Origin of the sequence: Citrobacter sp. Cpo074 (assembly GCF_030332745.1) — a bacterium.
Lineage (GTDB): Bacteria > Pseudomonadota > Gammaproteobacteria > Enterobacterales > Enterobacteriaceae > Citrobacter > Citrobacter portucalensis.
This window is the reverse complement of record NZ_JAOWHG010000023.1, coordinates 221,990-245,512: the sequence shown is the minus strand read 5'-3', so window position 1 is coordinate 245,512 and position 23,523 is coordinate 221,990. Positions and strand designations below refer to the sequence as shown.

At 52.4% G+C, this 23,523-nt stretch carries 24 protein-coding genes; 8 read left to right on the top strand and 16 right to left on the bottom strand.

What is annotated here, in order from left to right; genetic code table 11:
- Nucleotides 1-114: 114 nt before the first annotated feature.
- The 5 genes from ispC to rpsB all read right to left on the bottom strand — a co-directional run bounded on the left by ispC (nucleotide 115) and on the right by rpsB (nucleotide 4,776).
- On the bottom strand, nucleotides 115-1,311 hold the full coding sequence (ispC, locus tag OGX83_RS02180) for a 1-deoxy-D-xylulose-5-phosphate reductoisomerase (protein ID WP_003829176.1): 1,197 nt from the start codon (nucleotides 1,309-1,311) through the stop codon (nucleotides 115-117).
- 183 nt (nucleotides 1,312-1,494) lie between these two features.
- Nucleotides 1,495-2,052, bottom strand: a complete 558-nt coding sequence (gene frr / locus OGX83_RS02175; protein WP_003018547.1) for a ribosome recycling factor — start codon at nucleotides 2,050-2,052, stop codon at nucleotides 1,495-1,497.
- Nucleotides 2,053-2,191: 139 nt separating this feature from the next.
- Nucleotides 2,192-2,917, bottom strand: coding sequence for a UMP kinase (gene pyrH / locus OGX83_RS02170; RefSeq protein ID WP_003018549.1), 726 nt, complete (start codon nucleotides 2,915-2,917; stop codon nucleotides 2,192-2,194).
- A 145-nt stretch (nucleotides 2,918-3,062) separates the two neighbouring features.
- Complete coding sequence (tsf, locus tag OGX83_RS02165) at nucleotides 3,063-3,914, bottom strand: translation elongation factor Ts (RefSeq protein ID WP_003018551.1); 852 nt, start codon at nucleotides 3,912-3,914, stop codon at nucleotides 3,063-3,065.
- Nucleotides 3,915-4,050: 136 nt separating this feature from the next.
- Nucleotides 4,051-4,776, bottom strand: a complete 726-nt coding sequence (gene rpsB, locus OGX83_RS02160; protein ID WP_003018553.1) for a 30S ribosomal protein S2 — start codon at nucleotides 4,774-4,776, stop codon at nucleotides 4,051-4,053.
- Between the two features lie 449 nt (nucleotides 4,777-5,225).
- On the opposite strand from rpsB, the gene map reads away from it, so the two are divergent.
- The 4 genes from map (at nucleotide 5,226) to OGX83_RS02140 (ending at nucleotide 10,158) form a co-directional block, all read left to right on the top strand.
- Complete coding sequence (map, locus tag OGX83_RS02155) at nucleotides 5,226-6,020, top strand: type I methionyl aminopeptidase (protein WP_003829182.1); 795 nt, start codon at nucleotides 5,226-5,228, stop codon at nucleotides 6,018-6,020.
- Between the two features lie 113 nt (nucleotides 6,021-6,133).
- Complete coding sequence (gene glnD, locus OGX83_RS02150) at nucleotides 6,134-8,806, top strand: bifunctional uridylyltransferase/uridylyl-removing protein GlnD (RefSeq protein WP_286587274.1); 2,673 nt, start codon at nucleotides 6,134-6,136, stop codon at nucleotides 8,804-8,806.
- A 31-nt stretch (nucleotides 8,807-8,837) separates the two neighbouring features.
- Nucleotides 8,838-9,662, top strand: a complete 825-nt coding sequence (gene dapD, locus OGX83_RS02145; protein WP_003829186.1) for a 2,3,4,5-tetrahydropyridine-2,6-dicarboxylate N-succinyltransferase — start codon at nucleotides 8,838-8,840, stop codon at nucleotides 9,660-9,662.
- Between the two features lie 109 nt (nucleotides 9,663-9,771).
- Complete coding sequence (locus OGX83_RS02140; RefSeq protein WP_005132126.1) at nucleotides 9,772-10,158, top strand: DUF3461 family protein; 387 nt, start codon at nucleotides 9,772-9,774, stop codon at nucleotides 10,156-10,158.
- An 87-nt stretch (nucleotides 10,159-10,245) separates the two neighbouring features.
- On the opposite strand, the gene cdaR is transcribed toward OGX83_RS02140, so the two are convergent.
- The 3 genes from cdaR to dgt form a co-directional block, all read right to left on the bottom strand.
- Entirely contained in the window at nucleotides 10,246-11,403 is a 1,158-nt protein-coding gene (gene cdaR / locus OGX83_RS02135; protein WP_003018564.1) for a DNA-binding transcriptional regulator CdaR, read from the bottom strand.
- Between the two features lie 148 nt (nucleotides 11,404-11,551).
- Nucleotides 11,552-12,985, bottom strand: a complete 1,434-nt coding sequence (gene degP / locus OGX83_RS02130; protein WP_003829191.1) for a serine endoprotease DegP — start codon at nucleotides 12,983-12,985, stop codon at nucleotides 11,552-11,554.
- A 129-nt stretch (nucleotides 12,986-13,114) separates the two neighbouring features.
- A complete protein-coding gene (dgt, locus tag OGX83_RS02125) occupies nucleotides 13,115-14,632 on the bottom strand; it encodes a dGTPase (protein ID WP_060682723.1) in 1,518 nt (505 codons plus the stop codon).
- Nucleotides 14,633-14,715: 83 nt separating this feature from the next.
- On the opposite strand from dgt, the gene mtnN reads away from it, so the two are divergent.
- The 3 genes from mtnN to OGX83_RS02110 are packed head-to-tail and all read left to right on the top strand — an operon-like array spanning nucleotide 14,716 to nucleotide 16,868.
- A complete protein-coding gene (gene mtnN, locus OGX83_RS02120) occupies nucleotides 14,716-15,414 on the top strand; it encodes a 5'-methylthioadenosine/S-adenosylhomocysteine nucleosidase (RefSeq protein WP_003829195.1) in 699 nt (232 codons plus the stop codon).
- Nucleotides 15,407-16,207: a vitamin B12 ABC transporter substrate-binding protein BtuF gene (gene btuF / locus OGX83_RS02115; RefSeq protein ID WP_003829197.1), complete on the top strand. Its 801-nt coding sequence runs from the start codon at nucleotides 15,407-15,409 to the stop codon at nucleotides 16,205-16,207. Before mtnN ends, btuF begins: the two co-directional genes overlap by 8 nt.
- A 37-nt stretch (nucleotides 16,208-16,244) precedes the next feature.
- Nucleotides 16,245-16,868 carry a TRIC cation channel family protein gene (locus OGX83_RS02110; RefSeq protein ID WP_003829199.1) on the top strand — a complete coding sequence of 208 codons (624 nt, stop codon included), beginning with the start codon at nucleotides 16,245-16,247 and terminating at the stop codon, nucleotides 16,866-16,868.
- 119 nt (nucleotides 16,869-16,987) lie between these two features.
- Here OGX83_RS02110 and erpA read toward each other — a convergent pair whose 3' ends face one another.
- Genes erpA through clcA form a run of 3 tightly spaced genes read right to left on the bottom strand, consistent with a single transcriptional unit; the run spans nucleotide 16,988 to nucleotide 18,835 of the window.
- Nucleotides 16,988-17,332, bottom strand: a complete 345-nt coding sequence (erpA, locus tag OGX83_RS02105) for an iron-sulfur cluster insertion protein ErpA (RefSeq protein ID WP_008786260.1) — start codon at nucleotides 17,330-17,332, stop codon at nucleotides 16,988-16,990.
- On the bottom strand, nucleotides 17,325-17,390 hold the full coding sequence (gene yadW, locus OGX83_RS02100; protein WP_122973801.1) for a small protein YadW: 66 nt from the start codon (nucleotides 17,388-17,390) through the stop codon (nucleotides 17,325-17,327). The genes erpA and yadW overlap by 8 nt, the downstream gene beginning before the upstream one ends.
- A 23-nt stretch (nucleotides 17,391-17,413) precedes the next feature.
- Nucleotides 17,414-18,835 (bottom strand): H(+)/Cl(-) exchange transporter ClcA, encoded by a 1,422-nt coding sequence (gene clcA / locus OGX83_RS02095; protein ID WP_111466095.1) that lies wholly within the window; start codon nucleotides 18,833-18,835, stop codon nucleotides 17,414-17,416.
- 168 nt (nucleotides 18,836-19,003) lie between these two features.
- On the opposite strand from clcA, the gene hemL reads away from it, so the two are divergent.
- Nucleotides 19,004-20,284, top strand: a complete 1,281-nt coding sequence (gene hemL, locus OGX83_RS02090; RefSeq protein ID WP_286587273.1) for a glutamate-1-semialdehyde 2,1-aminomutase — start codon at nucleotides 19,004-19,006, stop codon at nucleotides 20,282-20,284.
- A 96-nt stretch (nucleotides 20,285-20,380) separates the two neighbouring features.
- Here the strand turns inward: hemL and stfH are convergent, their stop codons facing one another.
- The 5 genes from stfH to stfD are packed head-to-tail and all read right to left on the bottom strand — an operon-like array spanning nucleotide 20,381 to nucleotide 23,512.
- Nucleotides 20,381-21,226 carry a fimbrial adhesin StfH gene (stfH, locus tag OGX83_RS02085; RefSeq protein WP_071446638.1) on the bottom strand — a complete coding sequence of 282 codons (846 nt, stop codon included), beginning with the start codon at nucleotides 21,224-21,226 and terminating at the stop codon, nucleotides 20,381-20,383.
- Complete coding sequence (locus OGX83_RS02080) at nucleotides 21,226-21,756, bottom strand: fimbrial protein (protein WP_208744680.1); 531 nt, start codon at nucleotides 21,754-21,756, stop codon at nucleotides 21,226-21,228. Before OGX83_RS02080 ends, stfH begins: the two co-directional genes overlap by 1 nt.
- Nucleotides 21,756-22,232, bottom strand: coding sequence for a fimbrial minor subunit StfF (stfF, locus tag OGX83_RS02075; RefSeq protein WP_186413708.1), 477 nt, complete (start codon nucleotides 22,230-22,232; stop codon nucleotides 21,756-21,758). Before stfF ends, OGX83_RS02080 begins: the two co-directional genes overlap by 1 nt.
- Entirely contained in the window at nucleotides 22,229-22,741 is a 513-nt protein-coding gene (locus OGX83_RS02070; protein ID WP_186413709.1) for a fimbrial protein, read from the bottom strand. The genes stfF and OGX83_RS02070 overlap by 4 nt, the downstream gene beginning before the upstream one ends.
- An 18-nt stretch (nucleotides 22,742-22,759) precedes the next feature.
- Complete coding sequence (gene stfD / locus OGX83_RS02065; RefSeq protein WP_208744682.1) at nucleotides 22,760-23,512, bottom strand: fimbrial chaperone StfD; 753 nt, start codon at nucleotides 23,510-23,512, stop codon at nucleotides 22,760-22,762.
- Between the last annotated feature and the right edge of the window lie 11 nt (nucleotides 23,513-23,523).

Below are 23,523 nucleotides of genomic sequence, written 5' to 3'. Positions count from 1 at the left end.
AAACCACGGCTTACCCGACCGAAAAAAAGCAAATACCCGCGATCGGGTGGCGCAGACTATATCACTGAAGCCCAACGCTAACAAATAGCACGATTCTCCGTAGAGGGATTATCATCAGCTTGAGAGTCGCATCACTTCTTTTCTGGCGACTTCCCGCGCGATGGCATCGACCTTCAACACGTCGTCAACGCTCTGCGGCTCCTGCAAATCCATCTTATCCAGTACAGATAAATTGAGATCGGCAATATCGGTAAATCGGATCTGCTGCGCCAGGAATGCGGCAACGGTAATTTCATTCGCGGCATTGAGTGCGGTCGTCGCCGCCTGACCTTGCTCAAACGCGTCCATCGCCAGTTTCAGGCACGGATAACGCTGGTAATCAGGTGCGGAAAACGTCAACGCACTGAGTTTGCAAAAGTCGACAGGCTTAACACCGGACGTCACACGTTCTGGCCATGCCATCGTATGGGCAATAGGTGTACGCATATCAGGTTCACCCAACTGCGCCAGAACACTACCATCCTGATAACGGACCATCGAATGAATAACCGACTGCGGATGAATCAGCACTTCCATCTGGCTTGCACTGGCATTAAATAACCAACGCGCTTCAATGTATTCCAGACCTTTGTTCATCATGGTGGCGGAATCGACAGAGATTTTTCGTCCCATCGACCAATTCGGATGACGGCATGCCTGATCGGGGGTCATAGAGACCAGATCGCGCAATGGCGTTTCACGGAATGGGCCACCAGACCCGGTAAGCAGAACTGACATGACGCCGTTTTGCTCAAGGTCAGCGTATCCCAGATTGTGTTGGATAGGTTGCGGTAAACTCTGAAAAATCGCGTTATGCTCGCTATCTACCGGCAAAAGCTGCGCTTTGTGGCGTTTCACGTCGTCCATAAACAGACGACCGCAGGTCACCAGAGATTCTTTATTCGCCAGCAAAATGCTTTTGCTCGCACGAATTGCCGCCAGCGTCGGCAGCAAACCCGCTGCGCCGACAATCGCCGCCATGACCTGATCAACATCATCCAGCGCAGCCATATCACAGGCAGCCTGCTGCCCGCTCATCACCTCGGTACGGCTACCCTGTGCCAAAAGAGCAGCTTTTACCTGTGCCGCGCTTTTTTCATCATCCATTACCGCATAGCGAGGCGCAAACTCCAGGCATTGCTCTACCATACGGGCAACATTTTTACCCGCCACCAACGCAGCAACACGAAATTTTTCCGGGTTATGGCGTACTACATCCAGCGTACTGCAACCAATGGAACCGGTTGATCCCAGGATGGTTAATTGCTTCATCGGACATCCAGAAGAATTTTACTCGTCATACTTCAAGTTGCATGTACGTTGGCTTTACTCGGCCTTTGGCGTCACCGCCTTCCTGCAACTTGAATTATTTAGAGTATGTAGACAGAAAAAAGCAAAACGCCGCCATCCAGCCTTCTCAGGCCTTCTAAGCGGCGTTTTTAGCGTACAGGCGAATCAGAACTGCATCAGTTCTGCTTCTTTCTCTGCCAGCGCCGCATCAACTTTCTTGATTGCTGCGTCAGTCAGTTTCTGTACGTCGTCCTGAGAACGGCGATCGTCATCTTCGCTGATCTCTTTTTCTTTCAACAATGCTTTCACTTTGTCGTTTGCATCGCGGCGTACGTTACGTACCGCAACACGCGCGCCTTCAGCTTCACCACGTACGATCTTGGTCAGATCTTTACGACGTTCTTCGGTCAGCGGCGGCAGCGGAACGCGGATGTCAGAGCCCGCAGAGCTTGGATTCAGACCGAGGTCGGAAGCCATGATTGCTTTCTCAACGGCTGGACCCATAGAACGGTCAAATACGTTGATTTTCAGGGTACGGGAATCTTCAACCGTTACGCTTGCCAGCTGGCGCAGCGGAGTCGGCGTGCCGTAATATTCCACGACAATACCATCCAGCAGGCTAGGAGAAGCACGACCCGTGCGAATTTTGCTGATTTGGTTTTTGAACGCTTCGACGCATTTGTCCATGCGTACTTCAGCATCTTTTCTGATATCGTTGATCACGTTACGAATCCTTGAAAGCTTGTTTCAGTCAGACCATACCCGCCACGCAAGATGTGACAAGTATAGTCTTGATTAATTTTGAGGGACGTATCCCGCGACATTAAAGCGGAATATTACCTGCATTTAGCCGCAACGGGAATTATTCCGTGATTAACGTGCCTTCTTTTTCACCCATAACAACACGGCGCAGTGCACCTGGTTTGTTCATGTTAAAGACACGAATCGGTAATTTGTGGTCACGAGCCAGCGTGAACGCGGCAAGATCCATTACTTTCAGCTCTTTATCCAGTACTTCAGTGTAGGTCAACTGTTCGTACATAGTCGCCGTTGGATCTTTAGCCGGGTCGGCAGTAAATACGCCATCGACTTTGGTGGCTTTCAGAACCACATCCGCTTCAATTTCAATACCGCGCAGGCAGGCTGCAGAATCGGTGGTGAAGAACGGATTGCCGGTACCCGCAGACAAAATAACAACGCGGTTGTTACGCAGCAGGCTGATAGCTTCGGCCCAGCTGTAGTTATCACACACGCCGTTCAGAGGAATTGCGGACATCAAGCGAGCGTTCACATAGGCGCGGTGAAGCGCATCGCGCATCGCCAGACCGTTCATTACGGTGGCTAACATGCCCATGTGGTCGCCCACAACGCGGTTCATCCCCGCTTTCGCCAGACCAGCGCCACGGAACAGGTTACCACCACCAATCACTACGCCAACCTGAATACCCAGCTCAACCAGCTCTTTGATTTCCTGAGCCATACGGTCGAGGATGCTTGCATCAATACCGAAGCCTTCTGAACCTTGCAGAGCTTCGCCACTTAACTTAAGCAGAATACGTTTGTAGACGGGTTTTGCATTGGTAGCCATGTTTCTTTCCTGAGACTGTCAACGAATGAGATGAGTTAATTCCGGCGACATTGTATGTCGCTTTTCAGCATGACCACTATAGCGGTTCGCTGAATTTACAAGCCAGACACAAAAAGAAGCCGCCCTCAGGCGGCTCCTTTAAAAATTAAGACTGCTTGGACATCGCAGCAACTTCTGCTGCAAAGTCAGTCTCAACTTTCTCGATGCCTTCACCCACTTCAAAGCGGATGAAACCAGTTACGTCAGCGTTATGCTCTTTCAGCAGCTGACCAACAGATTTGCTCGGTTCCATGACGAAAGGCTGACCGGTCAGAGAAACTTCGCCGGTGAATTTCTTCATGCGGCCTTCAACCATTTTCTCTGCGATTTCTTTCGGCTTGCCAGACTGCATAGCGATGTCCAGCTGAACCTGGTATTCTTTTTCTACCACTTCAGCGGAAACGTCTTCCGGTTTAACGAATTCTGGTTTGCTTGCAGCAACGTGCATTGCCAGCTGTTTAACCAGTTCTTCGTCAGCGCCAGTTGCAGCAACCAGAACACCGATACGAGCACCGTGCTGGTAGTTACCCAGAACTTCGCCTTCCAGGGAAGCAACGCGACGGATGTTGATGTTCTCACCGATTTTAGCAACCAGAGCAACACGTTCTTCTTCGAACTGTGCTTTCAGAACTTCAACGTCAGTGATTTTGCCAGCAACGGCAGCGTCCAGTACTTTGTCAGCAAATGCCTGGAAACCAGCATCTTTAGCAACGAAGTCAGTCTGGCAGTTAACTTCCAGAATGAAAGCGATGTTGCCGTCGATTTTGGTTTTGATTACGCCGTCAGCAGCAACGTTGCCTGCTTTTTTCGCCGCTTTGATTGCACCGGACTTACGCATGTTTTCGATTGCCAGCTCGATGTCGCCATTAGCTTCAGTCAGTGCTTTTTTGCAATCCATCATGCCTGCGCCAGTACGCTCACGCAGCTCTTTTACCAGGGATGCGGTAATTTCAGCCATTCTAAAATCCTCGGAAGATTTGATCTGCCCGGCATGAAACCGCACAGATTTAAAAGTGAAAAAGGGGGCCATATACAGGCCCCCTAACCAAACGTGATACTACCTGGTCTATAAGGGCTCTAACGAGCGTGCCTTATTATTCAGCTTCTACGAAGCTTTCTTCCGCCTGGGAAGCCAGATCCTGAGAACGGCCTTCACGAACGGTAGTAGCTACAGCGCCCAGGTACAGGGTCACAGCACGGATTGCGTCGTCGTTACCCGGGATAACGAAGTCAACACCGTCCGGATCAGAGTTGGTATCAACGATAGCAAATACTGGGATACCCAGGTTGTTTGCTTCTTTGATAGCAATGTGCTCGTGGTCAGCATCGATTACGAACAGAGCGTCCGGCAGACCGCCCATATCTTTGATACCGCCCAGGCTGTTTTCCAGTTTCTCAAGCTCACGAGTACGCATCAGCGCTTCTTTCTTGGTCAGCTTTTCGAAAGTACCGTCCTGAGACTGAGTTTCCAGATCTTTCAGACGTTTGATGGACTGACGAACGGTTTTCCAGTTAGTCAGCATACCGCCCAGCCAGCGATGGTTCACGAAGAACTGGTCGCAGCTGTTAGCAGCTTCTTTCACCGCTTCGCTTGCAGCGCGTTTAGTACCAACGAAAAGGATTTTACCTTTACGAGCAGAGATCTTGTTCAGTTCAGCCAGAGCTTCGTTGAACATCGGTACAGTTTTCTCAAGGTTGATGATGTGAACTTTGTTACGCGCACCGAAGATGAACGGCTTCATTTTCGGGTTCCAGTAACGGGTCTGGTGACCGAAGTGAACACCAGCCTTGAGCATGTCGCGCATGGAAACAGTTGCCATGATTAAAACCTCTATATATAAAAGTTGGGGTTAAGCCTCCACGCATCCCATATTACCGACCCCAAAGGGCACCCCGGAATATGTGCCGATACGTGTGTGTTGTTACACAAAGTGAGATTTGTCGCTCCCGTCCATCGTGTGTAGTCTTCGAATGGATCGGAAGTCCGGCGCGCTTTATACCACAAATACGCCACCGACACCAATAATTGTTGGCGGTCTGTGCTGAATGAACGATGAATTTCGTGTTACAGGAAGGCGGCAAATTTTTGAATCCCCGGGAGCTTACAACCAGTAAGTGACTGGGGTGAAAAAATGTAGCCAACGCATCTGTGGCACGAAAGGCGAAGTTCAGAATGATTCTCAATTTGGCAGGGTACACCCCAGACTGATACCATTGGCAGCACTTAAACAATTATTGCCGATATCATCGGCACTGATGGACAGAATTTATGGCTATCTCAATCAAGACCCCTGAAGAAATCGAAAAAATGCGCGTCGCTGGCCGCCTGGCCGCTGATGTACTGGAAATGATCGCGCCGTTTGTTAAACCGGGCGTCAGCACCGGCGAGCTGGATCGCCTCTGTAATGACTACATCGTGAATGAGCAGCAGGCTATTTCCGCCTGCCTGGGCTATCACGGCTATCCGAAATCCGTATGTATCTCTATTAATGAAGTCGTGTGCCACGGGATCCCGGACGACGCCAAACTTCTGAAAGACGGCGACATCGTCAACATCGACGTAACCGTGATTAAAGACGAGTACCACGGCGATACCTCCAAGATGTTTATCGTCGGCAAACCTACTATTCTGGGCGAGCGTCTGTGCCGCGTCACACAGGAAAGCCTGTACCTGGCGCTGCGAATGGTAAAACCGGGCATTCGCCTGCGCACGCTGGGCGCTGCAATTCAGAAATACGCGGAAGGCGAAGGTTTCTCTGTTGTTCGTGAATACTGCGGTCACGGTATCGGTCGCGGCTTCCATGAAGAGCCACAGGTTCTGCACTACGATGCAGACGACGGTGGTGTGGTACTGCAGCCGGGCATGACGTTCACCATAGAACCGATGCTGAATGCCGGTGATTACCGCATCCGCACCATGAAAGACGGCTGGACGGTGAAAACCAAAGACCGGAGCTTGTCTGCACAGTACGAGCATACTATTGTAGTGACGGAAAACGGCTGTGAAATTCTGACGTTACGCAAGGATGACACCATCCCGGCGATCATCACACACGGCGAATAATGTTTTGCCTGATGGCGATGCATTCGCATCTTATCAGGCCTACAAATTGTACTACTTAGTAGGCCGGATAAGGCGTTCACGCCATCATCCGGCTTTTTAATGGGTGGCGCATAATGAATACTCTTCCTGAACAGCACGCAAATACTGCCCTCCCCACCCTGCCTGGCCAACCGCAAAACCCAGGGACATGGCCACAGCAAGATCTCAACTGCTCCGGCATTAAAGCGCATATCGACACCTTCCAGAACTGGTTAGGCGAAGCGTTTGACAGTGGAATTTCCGCAGAACAGCTCATTGAGGCCCGCACCGAATTTATTGACCAACTGCTACAGCGTTTGTGGATAGAAGCTGGGTTCGGGCAAATAGCCGATCTGGCGCTGGTTGCCGTTGGTGGCTACGGACGAGGCGAATTGCACCCGCTTTCCGATATTGACCTGCTGATCCTGAGTCGTAAAAAGCTGCCTGATGCGCAGGCCGAGAAAGTCGGTGAGCTGTTAACGCTGCTATGGGACGTGAGGCTGGAGGTTGGGCATAGCGTGCGTACGCTGGAAGAGTGTCTGCTGGAAGGATTGTCAGATTTAACCGTCGCCACCAACCTGATTGAAACACGCTTGCTGATCGGCGATGTGGCGCTGTTTCTGGAGCTGCAAAAGCATATTTTTAGCGAAGGTTTCTGGCCTTCCGACAAGTTTTACGCCGCTAAAGTGAAAGAGCAGAATCAGCGCCACCAGCGCTATCACGGCACCAGCTACAACCTGGAGCCGGACATCAAAAGCAGTCCCGGCGGCCTGCGCGATATCCATACCCTGCAATGGGTGGCGCGTCGCCATTTTGGCGCCACCTCACTGGACGAAATGGTCGGCTTCGGCTTTTTGACACTGGCTGAACGCGCCGAGCTGAATGAATGTTTGCATATCCTGTGGCGGATTCGCTTCGCCCTGCATCTGGTCGTTAGTCGTTACGACAACCGCCTGCTGTTTGACCGCCAGCTCAGCGTGGCGCAAAGGCTAAACTACGGCGGCGAAGGCAACGAGCCTATCGAGCGGATGATGAAAGACTATTTCCGCGTCACCCGACGGGTCAGCGAACTGAATCACATGCTGTTGCAACTGTTCGACGAGGCGATCCTCGCCATGCCCGCCGATGAAAAACCGCGCCCGATTGATGACGACTTTCAACTGCGCGGCACGTTGATCGATCTGCGCAACGACGACCTGTTTATCCGTAAACCCGAAGCGATACTGCGGATGTTTTACATCATGGTGCGTAACAGCGCGATCAGCGGAATTTACTCCACCACGCTGCGCCATCTGCGTCATGCCCGCCGTCATTTAACGCAGCCGCTGTGCTACATCCCGGAAGCACGATCGCTGTTTCTCAGCATGTTACGCCATCCGGGCGCGGTGAGCCGCGGTCTGCTGCCGATGCATCGCCACAGCGTGTTGTGGGCCTATATGCCGCAATGGTCGCATATTGTCGGCCAAATGCAGTTTGACCTGTTTCATGCCTATACGGTGGATGAACACACCATCCGCGTAATGCTCAAGCTGGAAAGTTTTGCTAACGAAGAGACCCGTCAGCGCCATCCGCTTTGTGTGGATCTATGGCCGCGTCTGCGACAGCCGGAGTTGATTCTTATTGCCGCGCTGTTCCACGATATCGCCAAAGGTCGCGGCGGCGATCACTCGGTACTCGGCGCTCAGGATGTGCTCAAGTTCGCCGAACTGCACGGCCTGAATTCCCGCGAAACGCAGCTGATCGTGTGGCTGGTGCGCCAGCATTTGCTGATGTCGGTGACCGCTCAGCGCCGCGATATTCAGGATCCCGAAGTAATTAAGCAATTCGCCGAAGAGGTACAAACGGAACACCGTCTGCGCTTTTTGGTGTGTCTGACCGTCGCGGATATTTGCGCCACCAACGAAACGCTGTGGAATAGCTGGAAGCAAAGCCTGCTACGCGAGCTGTACTTCGCAACGGAAAAACAACTCCGTCGTGGCATGCAAAATACGCCGGATATGCGTGAGCGTGTACGCCATCATCAGCTTCAGGCGCTGGCGCTACTGCGAATGGACAACATTGATGAAGAAGCGTTGCACCACATCTGGTCACGCTGTCGCGCCAACTACTTCGTGCGTCACAGCCCAAATCAGCTGGCCTGGCATGCGCGCCATCTGCTGCAACACGATCTCAGCAAGCCGCTGATCCTGCTCAGCCCACAGGCCACGCGCGGCGGGACAGAAATTTTCATCTGGAGCCCTGACCGCCCTTACCTGTTTGCCGCCGTCTGCGCCGAACTGGACAGGCGTAATCTTAGCGTCCACGATGCGCAGATTTTCACTACCCGCGATGGGATGGCGATGGATACGTTCATCGTACTGGAACCGGACGGCAGCCCGCTGTCTTCAGATCGACACGAAGCGATCCGTTTTGGACTGGAACAGGCCATCACGCAGCGCAGTTGGCAGCCACCGCAACCGCGTCGCCAGCCGGCAAAATTACGCCACTTTACCGTCGATACTGAGGTCACCTTTTTGCCGACCCATACCGACCGAAAATCATTCCTGGAGCTTATCGCTCTCGACCAGCCCGGCCTGCTGGCGCGGGTCGGGCAGATTTTTGCCGATCTGGGAATTTCGCTGCATGGCGCCCGAATTACAACCATTGGCGAGCGAGTAGAAGATTTATTCATAATCGCCACCGCCGACCGGCGCGCCCTTAATAATGAGCTGCAGCAGGAAGTGCATCAACGGTTGACAGAGGCCCTCAATCCAAACGATAAAGGGTGATGTTTTTATTTATTATGGAAAGAGTTTAACAATGCAGCAGTTACAGAACGTTATTGAGTCCGCTTTCGAGCGCCGTGCCGACATTACTCCGGCAAATGTAGATACCGTAACCCGCGAAGCGGTGAATCAGGTTATTTCTTTACTGGATTCCGGTGCACTGCGCGTCGCAGAGAAGATTGAGGGTCAGTGGGTCACACATCAGTGGCTGAAAAAGGCGGTCCTGCTCTCTTTCCGTATTAACGATAATCAGGTCATCGAAGGTGCGGAAAGCCGTTACTTCGATAAAGTACCGATGAAATTCGCCAACTACGACGAAGCGCGCTTCCAGAAGGAAGGTTTCCGCGTGGTTCCGCCTGCGGCCGTGCGTCAGGGTGCGTTTATCGCCCGTAACACCGTGCTGATGCCATCTTACGTAAACATCGGCGCTTATGTTGATGAAGGTACGATGGTTGATACCTGGGCGACAGTCGGTTCCTGTGCGCAAATCGGTAAAAACGTACACCTGTCCGGCGGCGTTGGCATCGGCGGCGTACTGGAGCCGTTGCAGGCTAACCCAACCATCATCGAAGACAACTGCTTCATCGGCGCACGCTCTGAAGTGGTTGAAGGCGTGATCGTCGAAGAAGGTTCTGTTATCTCCATGGGCGTGTACATCGGTCAGAGCACCCGTATTTACGATCGCGAAACTGGCGAAGTGCATTACGGTCGCGTTCCGGCAGGCTCCGTGGTCGTCTCCGGCAACCTGCCGTCGAAAGATGGTAAATACAGCCTGTACTGCGCGGTGATTGTGAAGAAAGTCGATGCCAAAACGCGTGGCAAAGTGGGAATCAACGAACTGTTGCGCACTATCGACTAACAGCGATTTGAAAAAGCGGGCTTAGCCCGCTTTTTTTACATCTGCGAGTGGCATAAACAAGGCTTTTCGTTAATTATTCAATGGTTATAGTGAGCTTAAGGGTACCGCTATGTATGACAATCTGAAAAGTCTGGGCATTACTAATCCTGAAGAGATCGATCGTTACAGCCTGCGGCAAGAAGCCAACAACGATATCCTGAAAATCTATTTCCAAAAGGATAAAGGCGAGTTTTTTGCCAAGAGCGTGAAGTTCAAATATCCCCGTCAGCGCAAAACGGTGGTAGCTGATGGCATCGGCCAGGGTTACAAAGAAGTGCAGGAGATCAGTCCCAACCTGCGCTATGTGATCGATGAACTGGATCAGATCTGCCAGCGCGATCGCAGCGAAGTCGATCTTAAACGCAAGATCCTTGATGATTTACGTCATCTCGAAAGCGTCGTGACCAACAAGATCAGCGAAATTGAAGCCGATCTGGAAAAACTAACGCGTAAATAACCGCACGTGAATGTATTCGTAGGCCGGGTAAGGCGAAGCCGCCACCCGGCATTTTGCCTGATAAGCGTAGCGCCATCAGGCAATTAATCAATGCTGTTCATCCAGTTGTAACGCCACATACAGCAGCAGTCGGTCGTCAAAATTCCCCAGATCCAGCCCGGTCAGTTCTGAAATACGATTCAGGCGATATTCCAGCGTATTGCGGTGAATAAACAGTGCCTTTGAGGTGGCCAGCGGCTGGACGTTATGACGAAACCATGCCGCCAATGTCCGACGCAGCAATCCGTTGTTATCCATCGCTTTCAGCCTCACCAACGGACGCGCCAGCTCATTGGCCTGCCAGCCACCGCGCAGGCTGTCCAGCAGCACTGGCAACATCAAATCCTGATAGAAATAGCTACGGCTTTCCGGCATCCGCTGTTTACCGACCATCATGGTGGTGCGCGCCGTACGATACGAACGGGCAATGCTACCAGGCCCGGTAAAATAGTTGCCCAGCGACACGCGAAAACGCAGCTGTCCGTTCTCTTTCATGCGGGCAATAAGCTGCTCAACCCGCTTACGATGATCTTCAGCGTCCCAGCGGCCAAACTGATTGAGCGCCGGTTTCAGCACCACCATCTCGGTCAGAGAGACAATCGCAATCAGATTATTACGTTCGGGCGTGGTCAACGCATTCTGCAATTGCTGTAGCTCCGCCATCGCACTGTCAACGCCAAGCTGGCCGCTGTCAACCTCCACTACCGCCACCACGCGCGGCTGGTTCAGATCAATGCCCAGGCGCTGGGCCCATTCCATCAGCGCCGGTGTATTCTCTTCCGCCTGAATCAGGTTCATCACCAGCTCTTCACGCAGACGGCTATCCTGCGCTAACAGATGCATCAAGCGCGACTGTTCCAGCATCATTTCGGCGGTCATACACACTAACTCGCCGTATTTACGCAAATGCTCCGGCTCGCCGGTAAGGCCGATAACGCCAACGATTTCGCCTTCCAGACGTAGAGGCAGGTTTATCCCCTGTCGTACACCGTGCAAGTGACGTGCCACCGCATCGTCGATATCGACCACCCGACCCTGCGAAAGCACCAGCAGCGCGCCTTCGTGCAATTCACCAATACGTTCGCGATCGCCGCTGCCGATTATCCGCCCACGGGCATCCATTACGTTGATATTGGTATCAATGATGCGCATGGTACGCGCCACGATATCCTGCGCCATTTTGGTATCAAGATGCCAACCAGCCATAAACCCCTCCTGTGAGCAGAGCTCAAGCATAGGGAAGATAATAAGCGGCGACATTGTGCAAATGCACAAAGCGAAAGGGAGAAGTATGGAGTTGTGGGAAGTATCACAAAAAGAAACCCCTTCCTGTGCAGGAAGGGGTTGAGGGAGATTACTGCATCAACAGATAGATGGAGCTGTCACCGCGCTGAATGTTCAGCGCCAGTACAGCCGGTTTGCTGTCGAGGATTTTGCGCAGTTCAGCGATGTTTTTCACCGGCTGCTGGTTCGCGCCGATAATCACATCCCCTTTCTTCAGGCCAATCTGTGCAGCCGGAGAATTCGGTTTCACGTCGCTTACCACGACACCTTTGTCCTGGCCTTTGTTGCTCATATCGGCACCTTCGATGCCTTTAAAGATAGAGCTGGAGTCAACCTGAGTCTGGCTGCTCTGCTGCAATTCCAAGTTCACGGTGACCGGCTTACCGTCACGCAGCAGACCGAGGGTGATTTTGCTGCCAACCGGCATCGTACCGACCTGCGCACGCAGGGCGGCGAAGCTGCTAATAGGTTTGCCGTTCAGGGAGGTAATCACATCCCCAGCTTTAATCCCCGCTTTCGCTGCAGAAGAGTTCGGCATCACCTGGCTGACGAATGCGCCACGCTGGGCGTCAACTTTCATCGCTTTCGCCAGCTCAGAGCTCAGCTCGGTACCCATAATGCCCAGCTCACCGCGTTTAACCTGGCCAAACTCAACCATCTGCGAGGTCAGGTTTTTCACCATGTTGCTTGGGATCGCAAAACCGATACCGATGTTACCGCCGTCCGGTGCGAGGATCGCGGTGTTAATACCGATCAGCTCACCGTTCAGGTTGACCAGCGCACCACCGGAGTTACCCCGGTTGATCGCAGCATCCGTCTGGATAAAGTTCTCGTAGTTTTCCGCATTCAGGCCGCTACGGCCCAGTGCAGAAACGATACCGGAAGTCACCGTTTCGCCGAGGCCAAACGGGTTACCAATTGCCACGGTGTAATCACCCACGCGCAGCGCATCGGAATCTGCCAGCTTAATCGCCGTCAGGTTTTTCGGATCCTGAATTTGGATCAGCGCGATATCGGAGCGCGGATCTTTACCCACGATCTTCGCGTCAAATTTACGACCATCGCTCAACTGAACTTTAATCACCGTGGCGTTATCTACCACGTGGTTATTGGTCACGACATACCCTTTCGCGGCATCAATAATTACGCCGGAACCGAGTGCCATAAATTTCTGCTGCTGGCCGCCGCCATTGTCAGCGCCCGGTGCGCCGCCCTGGCAGAACGGTGAACTCTGGAACGGAGAACCGTCCTGGCAGAACGGTGAATTATCACCGAAGAACTGCTGGAAATTACGCGGCATGCGCGGCGTATTTACCGTCGTGCTCCCCTCGACGTTAATACTTACCACCGATGGCATCACTTTTTCGAGCATCGGGGCCAGGCTTGGCATCTGTTGGGCGGTCATTGCTGAAGACGACGTCTCAGCCGCTGTAGCAGACAGGGGGGACAACGCCAAACCTAAACTCAGAGCCAGTGCACTCATTGCTAATGTGGTTTTTTTCATGTGTTTCGTTCTCGATTAACAGGTAACGCAAAATTGCTGTATACGTCAGAGTCGTTTTATAGCGCTAAGTTCCAGAATTAAGTTTAAGGAAAAAGTAAAATTTTATTGTCCGTCTTTACAAATGAGTATTTATTGTTCTACGGCCATCAAGCGACGATATTCATCCCAGGCATACAAATCTGTCATTCCGCTGATATAATCCTGAATCAGCCGGCAGCGATAATAATATTCCAGAACCGAATACTCGGCGCACCCCGTCGATATTTTACTAACCGCCTCAACATACGCAAGACGATGGCGGGTAGACAACTTCTGAAATAAACGGGACTCGATAGGAAAACGTTTTACTCTTTCATTGTCGACCAGTTCAGAAAAATCTGACTGAGACATTTTTAATAACGGCTGATAGATCTCCAGCAACCCGCTGATCACCCGATAGCCCTGTAGTTCCAGTTGTTCAACATCCGGATGGCTAAACACATGTTTTACCGCCACATTTTTATAAACACCCAGTAACTGGCTGAAGCTGCTGGCATCTTCTAGCAGCGCATGATTAAAGCTGCCTTCATAAATCTGCGGCAAATTATCAATAAACCGCTGGGCCGCATATGGCACCAGTTTATTCAGCGTATTGACGCGTAAATACATAAAGAACTGATCTTCGGTACTCCGGCTTAATGTATTTGAACGTGACTTCTCCCAAGCGTTCTCAACAACCTGGCTAAACAGGGAACCTTTTTCATGCTGCCCCCACGCCTCATACAGGTGGTGATAAAGTTGCTCGACGCTAAAGATTCTTTTCTCAACGGCATCTTCCAGATCCGCCACGCAATAAGAGATATCATCGGCAGCTTCCATAATCCAGGTTAATGGAAAGCGACTGTAAGGCGCTAATGATAATTCTTTACGCAACCGCTCAATATACGGTTCTTCAGAAAGGTAATAACCCGGCTTCTTCATTAAATAGTTGTGTGTCTCGGGTGCACTGCCGCGCCACCACGCCGGACGGGTATATTTTAAAATACCGCCAACCTGCGCCCAGGTAAGGTTCATACGCATCAACGTATGCACAAGGCGAATACCCTGCGCATTGCCTTCAAAATGGCACAGGTCCTGGCGTACCTTACGGCGAATATCATTCAGCGACTCTTCGCCTTCACGCAACCGTAATGCCGTCACCTGGCAACGGTCATCACTTAGGGGCTGACTTTCTGCATCTGCGGGATACAGCCGCTGGCGGAACCAGTCATTAATTGCCGCCTCCCCAAAATGGCCAAACGGCGGATTACCAATGTCATGCATCAGGCAGGACATTTCGACAATACTCTCAAATGGCCCTGTCAGTTCATCCAGGCCATACTGCTCCAGCAGCTTTAGTTCTTTCAGTCGGCTGAGGATCTCTTTCGCGATATAGCGCCCAACCTGCTGAACTTCCATCGAGTGCGTCAAGCGCGTGCGTACTGCCGCATTACGCTCCAGCGGAAAGACCTGCGTTTTTTGTTGCAGTCGGCGAATGGCCGGTGAATTGATAATACGTCCGCGATCGCTTTCGAAAATACGCAGGATCTCATGCTCAGTCTTCACGCCCTGCGGCGAACGGTAACGACGATGCCAGTTTATTTTTTTTCGGAAATCGATCTGTGCCATGTCCTCTCCCGCCTGAGAAATGCGCTACCCCTTAAGCGCATGATAGACTATGCCCTCAAATCTGGCTTATCGCGAGTAAATCTATGAAAATCGGCATCATTGGTGCAATGGAAGAAGAAGTTACGCTGCTGCGTGACAAAATCGAAAACCGTCAGACCATCGCGCTCGGCGGTTGTGAAATTTACACCGGCCAACTGAACGGTACAGAGGTTGCGCTGCTGAAATCGGGTATCGGTAAAGTGGCTGCGGCACTGGGCGCTACGCTGCTGCTTGAACGCTGCAAGCCGGACGCCATCATTAATACCGGTTCTGCGGGTGGCCTGGCCTCTACGCTGAAAGTCGGAGATATCGTAGTTTCTGACGAAGCGCGCTATCACGACGCCGACGTCACTGCCTTTGGCTATGAATTTGGTCAGCTACCGGGATGCCCGGCTGGTTTTAAAGCCGATCCTGCGTTGATTGCTGCCGCAGAGTCTTGCATCGCCGAACTCAATCTGAACGCCGTTCGCGGACTTATCGTCAGCGGCGACGCATTCATTAACGGTTCCGTGGGGCTGGCTAAAATTAAGCATAACTTCCCACAGGCGATTGCCGTTGAGATGGAAGCGACCGCAATTGCGCACGTTTGCCACAACTTTAACGTGCCATTTGTCGTGGTTCGCGCTATCTCTGACGTTGCCGATCAGCAGTCCCATCTCAGCTTTGACGAATTCCTGGTGGTTGCCGCGAAGCAGTCAAGCCTGATGGTTGAAACGCTGGTACAGAAACTGGCGCATGGCTAAATTACTCTCCAGGGCGCTGGTCGCCCTGCTTTTCACTCTCCCGGCGTTCCTTTACGCCGCGCCGCGTGTTGTGACGCTTTCTCCTGCCAATACTGAACTCGCTTTTGCCGCTGGCATTACCCCCGTTGGCGTCAGCAGCTATTCAAACTACCCGCCAGAAGCCAAAAATATTGAGGAAGTCTCAACCTGGCAAGGGATGAATCTTGAACGTATTGTGGCGCTGAAACCTGATTTGGTCGTCGCCTGGCGCGGGGGAAATGCTGAGCGGCAGGTGAATCAACTGACCTCTCTGGGAATTAAGGTCATCTGGGTGGATGCCGTTACCATTGAGCAGGTTGCCGATGCGCTACGCCAATTAGCAGCATGGAGCCCCAAGCCTGAACAAGCTAAACAGGCGGCGCAAACCATGCTTGATGACTATGCTTTACTTAAATCTCAGTATGCCAACAAACCGAAAAAACGCGTGTTTCTCCAGTTTGGTGCCAATCCTCTGTTTACCAGTGGAAAAGGTTCTATTCAGCACGAAGTTCTTGAGGTATGTGGCGGAGAAAACATCTTTGCCGGTAGTCGGGTTCCCTGGCCGCAGGTTAGCCGTGAGCAGGTCCTGGCACGAGCCCCCCAGGCTATTGTTGCCACAGGCGGTCCGGGTGAAACTCTGAAAATTGAGCAATACTGGGGAAACCAGCTAAAAATACCCATTATTACACTTAATAGTGACTGGTTCGAACGCGCGAGCCCGCGTATTATCCTCGCCGCAAAACAACTCTGTAATGCGCTTTCACAGATAAATTAGCGCCTGCCCCCACCAGGTCTGTTGTGAGGATTTAAAAATGCTCGTCTATTGGCTTGATATTGTCGGCACCGCGGTATTTGCAATCTCTGGCGTATTACTGGCCGGAAAATTACGTATGGATCCGTTTGGCGTCCTGGTACTTGGCGTGGTTACCGCCGTTGGTGGTGGAACGATCCGCGATATGGCGCTGGATAATGGACCGGTTTTTTGGGTTAAGGATCCGACCGATCTGGTGGTGGCGATGATCACCAGCATGCTGACGATCCTGTTGGTACGTCAACCAAGACGCATACCGAAATGGATCCTTCCGGTGCTGGATGCCGTTGGTCTGGCTGTGTTCGTAGGTATTGGGGTCAACAAGGCATTTCTCGCAGGAACAGGGCCGCTGGTGGCGATTTGTATGGGGGTGATTACCGGCGTTGGTGGTGGGATCATTCGCGATGTGTTAGCTCGTGAAGTCCCGATGATTTTGCGCACCGAGATCTACGCCACAGCCTGTATTATCGGCGGGATCGTGCATGCGACAGCGTTTTATACCTTTGATGTTTCACTGGAAAACGCCAGTATGATGGGGATGATTGTCACGCTGCTGATTCGGCTTGCCGCCATTCGCTGGCATCTGAAATTGCCGACGTTTGCGCTGGATGATAACGGGCGTTGATATGACGATACAGAATATGTAGGCCGGATAAGGCGTTTACGCCGCCATCCGGCACATTGCCCGGTGGCGTTGCGCTTACCGGGCCTACAACATCAGACCATCAGTATTACAGACAGCAATCAGATGCTGAAAGAAGAACCACACCCGCAGGTGCTTTTCGCATTCGGGTTAGTCACAACGAAGCGGGAACCTTCCAGACCTTCGGTATAGTCAACCGCGCCGCCCACCAGATATTGCAGACTCATCGGATCAACGACCAGACCAACACCTTGTTTCTCGATGGTCATATCACCTTCATTGACCTGATCATCAAAGGTGAAACCGTACTGGAAACCGCTGCAACCACCGCCAGTGATATACACGCGTAATTTCAGATTCGGGTTATCTTCGTCAGCGATCAGGCTTTTAACTTTATTGGCTGCTGCTTCAGTAAATTGCAGTGGCAGCGCTACGTCATCACTCATATTTTGCTCCAAACGACATCGGCAATTGGGTAAATTTCAACCCAATATTTTGGGCCATTATCTAATACCCTGGTATTTCGTTCAAGTATTCTCGCCAGCGGCAGTACCCTGGCTTTTTGCCGCCTGCTCCGCTTCCTGTTTTGCCAGCGTACGAGCCAGGATAGTCGAGTATAGCGGCTTTCCGCCCATAAATTGGGCTAATAGTGTTGCGCCAAGACAGGTAATAATCATTGGCAAAATGAGCTGATAGTTATCGGTCATCTCCAGCACCAGTACAATACCTGTTAGCGGCGCACGCACCGAAGCAGCCAACAAAGCCCCCATTCCGGCAATGGCAAAGGTTCCGGCCTCCAGGTGATACTGCGGAAAAGAGGCCGCCGCAGCCATACCGAACGCCGTACCAAGCAACGTCCCCAACGCCAGCATCGGGGCAAAGATCCCACCGGGTGCGCCGGATGAGAAGCACAGCAGCGTGGTGATCACCCGGGTGATAAATATAAACAGCAGTAGACCGACGCTAAAATTGCCTGCTGCGGCAATCGGGATCAGGTTAAAGCCACCGCCTGCCGCTTCAGGTTGAATTAATCCCAGAATCCCGCACAGACCGCCGATCGCGCCGCCCATCAGCACCCATTTTTTAATTTCACCGCCGTGAAAGCGCTGGAACATATCCTGGGTGCGCAACACCATGGTGTTGAACAATGGCCCGACACAGCCAAAAATAAGCCCGAGCACGAGATACAGCCACAGCGTATTCACCGGCGCATTAGACAGTTTCCCGACTTCAATTATCGGGGCTTCACCGTTGAAAACACGAAACACAATGCTCGACATAATAACGCCGGTAAACACGGCTTTGATCGACACAAGGTTATAGCGAAACTGCGGGCGCATCTCTTCAATGATGAACAGGATCCCCGCCAGCGGAGCGTTAAACGCCGCCGAAAGGCCCGCTGCCGCACCGGTAGCCAATAAGGTATGCCGCGCTTCGGCGCTACGCATGCGGAAAATATCCAGCACCATGCGCCCGAGGTTACCGCCAATCTGCACGGTCGGACCTTCACGCCCAAGCACCATGCCAGCACCCAGCGTGCCCATGCCGCCGATAAATTTCACCGGCAGGACACGCCACCAACGCACAGGTCGCAGCTCTTCCAGCGCACCTTCAATCTCAGGGATCCCCGAACCACCGGCTTCCGGCGCAAATTTACGCACCAGGAAATAGCCGACCATCGCCAGCAACGCCGAGAGAATAAACGCCAGCGGCCACAGCAGAATGTCATGGTCCGCAACCTGAGCCAGCGTGCCAATGCGCTGATTCTGCACCCAGGTCACCGCTTTCTCAAATGCCACGCCAACAAGCCCTGTCACAGTACCTACTACTGCAGCCATCAACAGGATCGCCAACGGCGTTTTGTCTCGTTCCAGGAGACGACGAATTTGATCCCTGCGGCGTAAACGCACAATTTGCTGTGCTTCAAAAGAGGGAGTGTCTGTCTTCATCAGATGATCATTAATTGGTAATACAAATACGGAATCGGCATTCTACTCGCACATTTCGCGAAAATCCCCTGCAAATCGCATTGTTTCAAATGCGTAAAACTTTCATAACCTTCTCTGAATAACTAGAATAGCGGGCATTTACTTTTTCTACGAACCAGGACCCCATCCATGAGTAAGTCTGAAAATCTCTACAGCGCAGCACGCGAACTTATCCCAGGCGGCGTCAACTCCCCCGTTCGCGCCTTTACTGGCGTGGGTGGTACTCCGCTGTTTATCGAAAAAGCGGACGGCGCGTATCTGTACGATGTCGATGGTAAAGCCTATGTCGATTACGTCGGTTCCTGGGGACCGATGGTACTGGGTCACAACCACCCGGCAATCCGTAATGCGGTGATTGAAGCTGCGGAGCGCGGTTTAAGCTTCGGTGCACCGACCGAGATGGAAGTGAAAATGGCGGAGCTGGTCACCGAATTAGTGCCGACCATGGACATGGTGCGCATGGTGAACTCCGGTACGGAAGCGACAATGAGCGCAATCCGTCTGGCGCGCGGTTTCACCGGTCGCGATAAAATCATCAAATTTGAAGGCTGCTACCACGGCCATGCCGACTGCCTGCTGGTTAAGGCTGGTTCCGGTGCATTAACGCTGGGCCAGCCGAACTCCCCAGGCGTTCCGGCCGATTTCGCGAAACACACCCTGACCTGCACCTACAACGATCTCGCTTCAGTACGTGCGGCATTTGAACAGTACCCGCAGGAGATCGCTTGCATCATCGTTGAGCCGGTTGCCGGCAACATGAACTGCATCCCGCCGCTGCCGGAATTCCTGCCGGGCCTGCGTGCGCTGTGCGATGAGTTTGGCGCACTGTTGATCATAGATGAAGTGATGACCGGTTTCCGCGTAGCGCTGGCCGGTGCGCAGGATTATTACAGCGTCGTGCCGGATCTGACCTGCCTCGGTAAAATTATCGGTGGCGGAATGCCCGTTGGCGCATTCGGCGGTCGCCGCGATGTGATGGACGCACTGGCGCCGACCGGTCCGGTTTACCAGGCGGGGACGCTTTCCGGTAACCCGATCGCGATGGCGGCAGGTTATGCCTGTCTGACCGAAGTCGCCCAACCGGGTATTCATGAAACGCTGAACGAACTGACGACGCGTCTGGCGGAAGGTCTGTTGGAAGCTGCCGAAGAAGCGAATATTCCGCTGGTGGTTAACCATGTGGGCGGGATGTTCGGGATTTTCTTCACCGATGCAGAAACCGTAACCTGCTATCAGGATGTGATGGCATGCGACGTCGAACGCTTCAAGCGCTTCTTCCACATGATGCTGGATGAAGGAATTTATCTGGCGCCGTCTGCTTTCGAAGCGGGCTTTATGTCCGTGGCGCACAGTCAAGACGATATCAATAACACCATCGACGCCGCGCGCCGGGTGTTTGCGAAGTTGTAAAAAAGAGAACGTGCAGAAATGTAGGCCGGGTAAGGCGAAGCCGCCACCCGGCTTTTTTTGGTTCATCGCAGGTTAGCCTGAACCGCACCAAACACCCTAAAGCTCATCAATAATATACTGGAAGCTACATGTCGACGTGAACTGCCCGGAGCCAATGTTGCTGGTGTTCACCGCCACATTAATGTCATGAAGTTCAACATCGGTTATCGGATGATCAACGGCGCTGGTCGTGACGCTCGACTGGTCGCAGCCCAGCACATTGAGCGTAATCCCCGATGAGACAAAACGGCAATAAGCGCCACGGTCGTCAAATTTGCTGCCATCGCAAAGTTTCCCCCCCTCCATCAAATAGGTATGTAACGTGCGATTCACCGTACCACCGGTGGCATCAAGCATGAGGGTTGTTTTCTGTTTCGAAACGTTCGCATCCCAGGAGATATCAAAAGTATCAACGGGAACTTTCGGGCAAACTGAGCTGCGCGTATCCGGTGGACTATAGGTTACGCCAGGATAAATAAGATCCGTCGCAGTTGTATGAGTGGCAGCCAGCCACGGGCAACTATAATTATCATTTTGTACCGTAATATCCACAATAAAAGAGCCACAACCATACCAATCCGCAGGAAGATTTTTACAAAGGGAGCGAGAAACGGTGTTATCAAAATCCCGCATAACTATTGTTGGCGCGGGCTCTGGTCCGGACCATGAGATTAAGATCGCAGTATCTCCTTTCCTTGATGCTCTGAACTTCCAGGAACCATAATACACACCATCTGACGTGGTCACTGTGCTATTCAGTATAATCGATCTATCTGCTAAACTAGGACCTATGCCGTAATAGAGCGTGGTACTTGAAAACGTCGCTTTCAGCATGGGTTTGGCCACTACCGAACTGCCATAAACGGCAATCAGCAGCAAAAATAAAGTCCGTATTATTTTCATCATAAATACTCAAATGTAACCAGTGCACTTGCGAAGAACGTTCCCGGAACCAGATCTTCGCCAGGAAGGTGCTGTACCCAGGCATTCAGGCTTAGCGAGTTATTCCCCGGCACCAGCATGAATATCGCCCCCTCTTCATCGTTCATGCCCACGGGAACGCCGGATAGCGTTTCAATACCAATCCCGATCCCGGAAGCGCCTGAATGGCTATCGATGGCCAGGATACCGCGCATTCCGGTCGCTTCGGTTCCAGTGAAATTCACCTGCACCCCGTTACTCAGCGCCGAATCGCAATCCGTGAGTTCAAACACTAAAGGCTTACGAGCAGACTGGCCATCGGGAGTGAAATCAGAACTGTCAAGCGACGAAAAATCGACTTCGGCAATCCCCGTCCCCTGCATCGTGAGCGTGCAAGGACTGGCCAGCAGGCTACCGGAAAAATGCAGGTTATCTGCCGCTGAGACCGGCAATATCAGCGCCCCACAGAGAATGCAGGCCGCGCCGTGTAATAGCGCCTGTCTTTTAGCCATTACTGATAATCCACCTGTAATGTTGCCGTCGCATCGAAGCCGCCTTCTGTCAGCGAAGCACCGCTCTTTTTAACCGGTATGGCTTTCAGAACAGGTATCGATTGTTCATTCACCTTAATGGTGGACCCCAACGTAAAGGGTTGGTCGTTCTGCCTGAGTTCAATCCCCAGTCCCGCCACGCTGGTGTTTACTGCCGCCTGATTAAAATCACTCACGGAACCGCTTAGCGTCAGGGTCATCGCCATCGCCTCATCGCGCACCGTTGAATCACAGGTGATCTCATACGGAACATTCTGCGCATAACGCGTACCATCTATTTTATTAATCAGCATGTTACCGAACTCAACATCGATCGTCTGATCATTGTTAATCGTACAATTCGGCGGTGATATTAACGTACCGTGAAACTTAAGGTTCTCAGCCGACTGTGCGGCAAAACTGCTACTTATTAACACTATCAAAGCCATTTTTTTCATTGGTAATCCACCACCAGCGTAGCGCCTGCGTTAAACGCGCCACCTGTTAACGTTACGCCATTATTTTTGACGGGAATTGCCTCAATGGCCGGACTGCTGCCACCGCTATATTGAAATGACAACCATTGCGTATTGCCGGGTGAAATCAGCGCGCCATCCGTGGCGGTTTGCAGACGGATTCCCAATCCATCAACATCGGTTTGCAACACCGACTCGCCATTGATAGCCACAGCATTTCCCTGAATCTGTAACTTCAGGTAATCGCTCACTCTGCCGTTACAGCTCAGGCGATAGCCCACCGCCTGCCGGTAATTCACCCCATCCACTTTCGTCGTCAACACATTGCCAAATTCCACCTCACCGCCGGTCACAGTACAGGGCGGCGCGGCATTAACGAGTATCGTCAACGTCATGTTGACCGTCTTACTTTCCGCTGCCAGCGGCATACTGACCGCACTCAGCATGGCCGCACACGTTACCGTGCCCAGCCGTAACCGCCATTGCCTCATCTTGCGTCTCCTTGTCGGTTACGACTTTCTGCTTTTTGCTTCATCTACCGCACAACTGTTGTCAGTACAGTTAAAAATCAGCGGTAACCGCGCGCCATAATCGTTGACGTAAGTCAGCACAGGCGAGCGACCTAATTCACTGGCTTCCCCTCCCAGCGTCACGTTGCTTTTTGGTGCAATCACCATTGGGCTAAAACCTCTGGCCGGTGCGCCGTCCATGCGGCTGCTGGCGTTGCTTAACACCACGTAGTAACCGGTCGGATTGCTCACCTGATAGCCATTGCCCTGACGCTGAAGGGTGATCTTGTATTGCCAGGGATGCTGCATATCGATTTTCGATAGCGCCTGCGGGCGGTAAAAAACTTTGATGCGCGTTTGCAGGGCAATTTGCAGCGTATTGGGCTTGTCGCTTTGCGGCGGAATTTCACGCACGTTGTAATAAAAGAGGGTCTCCCGATCCTGGGGGAGCGACGCCAGTGCCGGCATCCCCTGAATTTTGACCTGTCCGATTCCCGACGGCTCAATGCGCTGGACCGGCGGGACGACGATTAAAGGCGATGTGATTTTGGCGCCCTTCTCATCTTCCACCCAGGACTGCGCCAGATAGGGCAGTTTGCTGTTGGCGTTTTTCAGATCGACGCTTATCGATTTATCTTCGCCGCGAAACACCAGGCGGGTGCGATCGGGCGCGATGGCGGCCTGAGCGCTACCGTAGCCGCCCAGCAAAAGCAGCAAAACAGCGGCCAGGTTATAACGTTTTAATGGCATCATGAATGCGATTT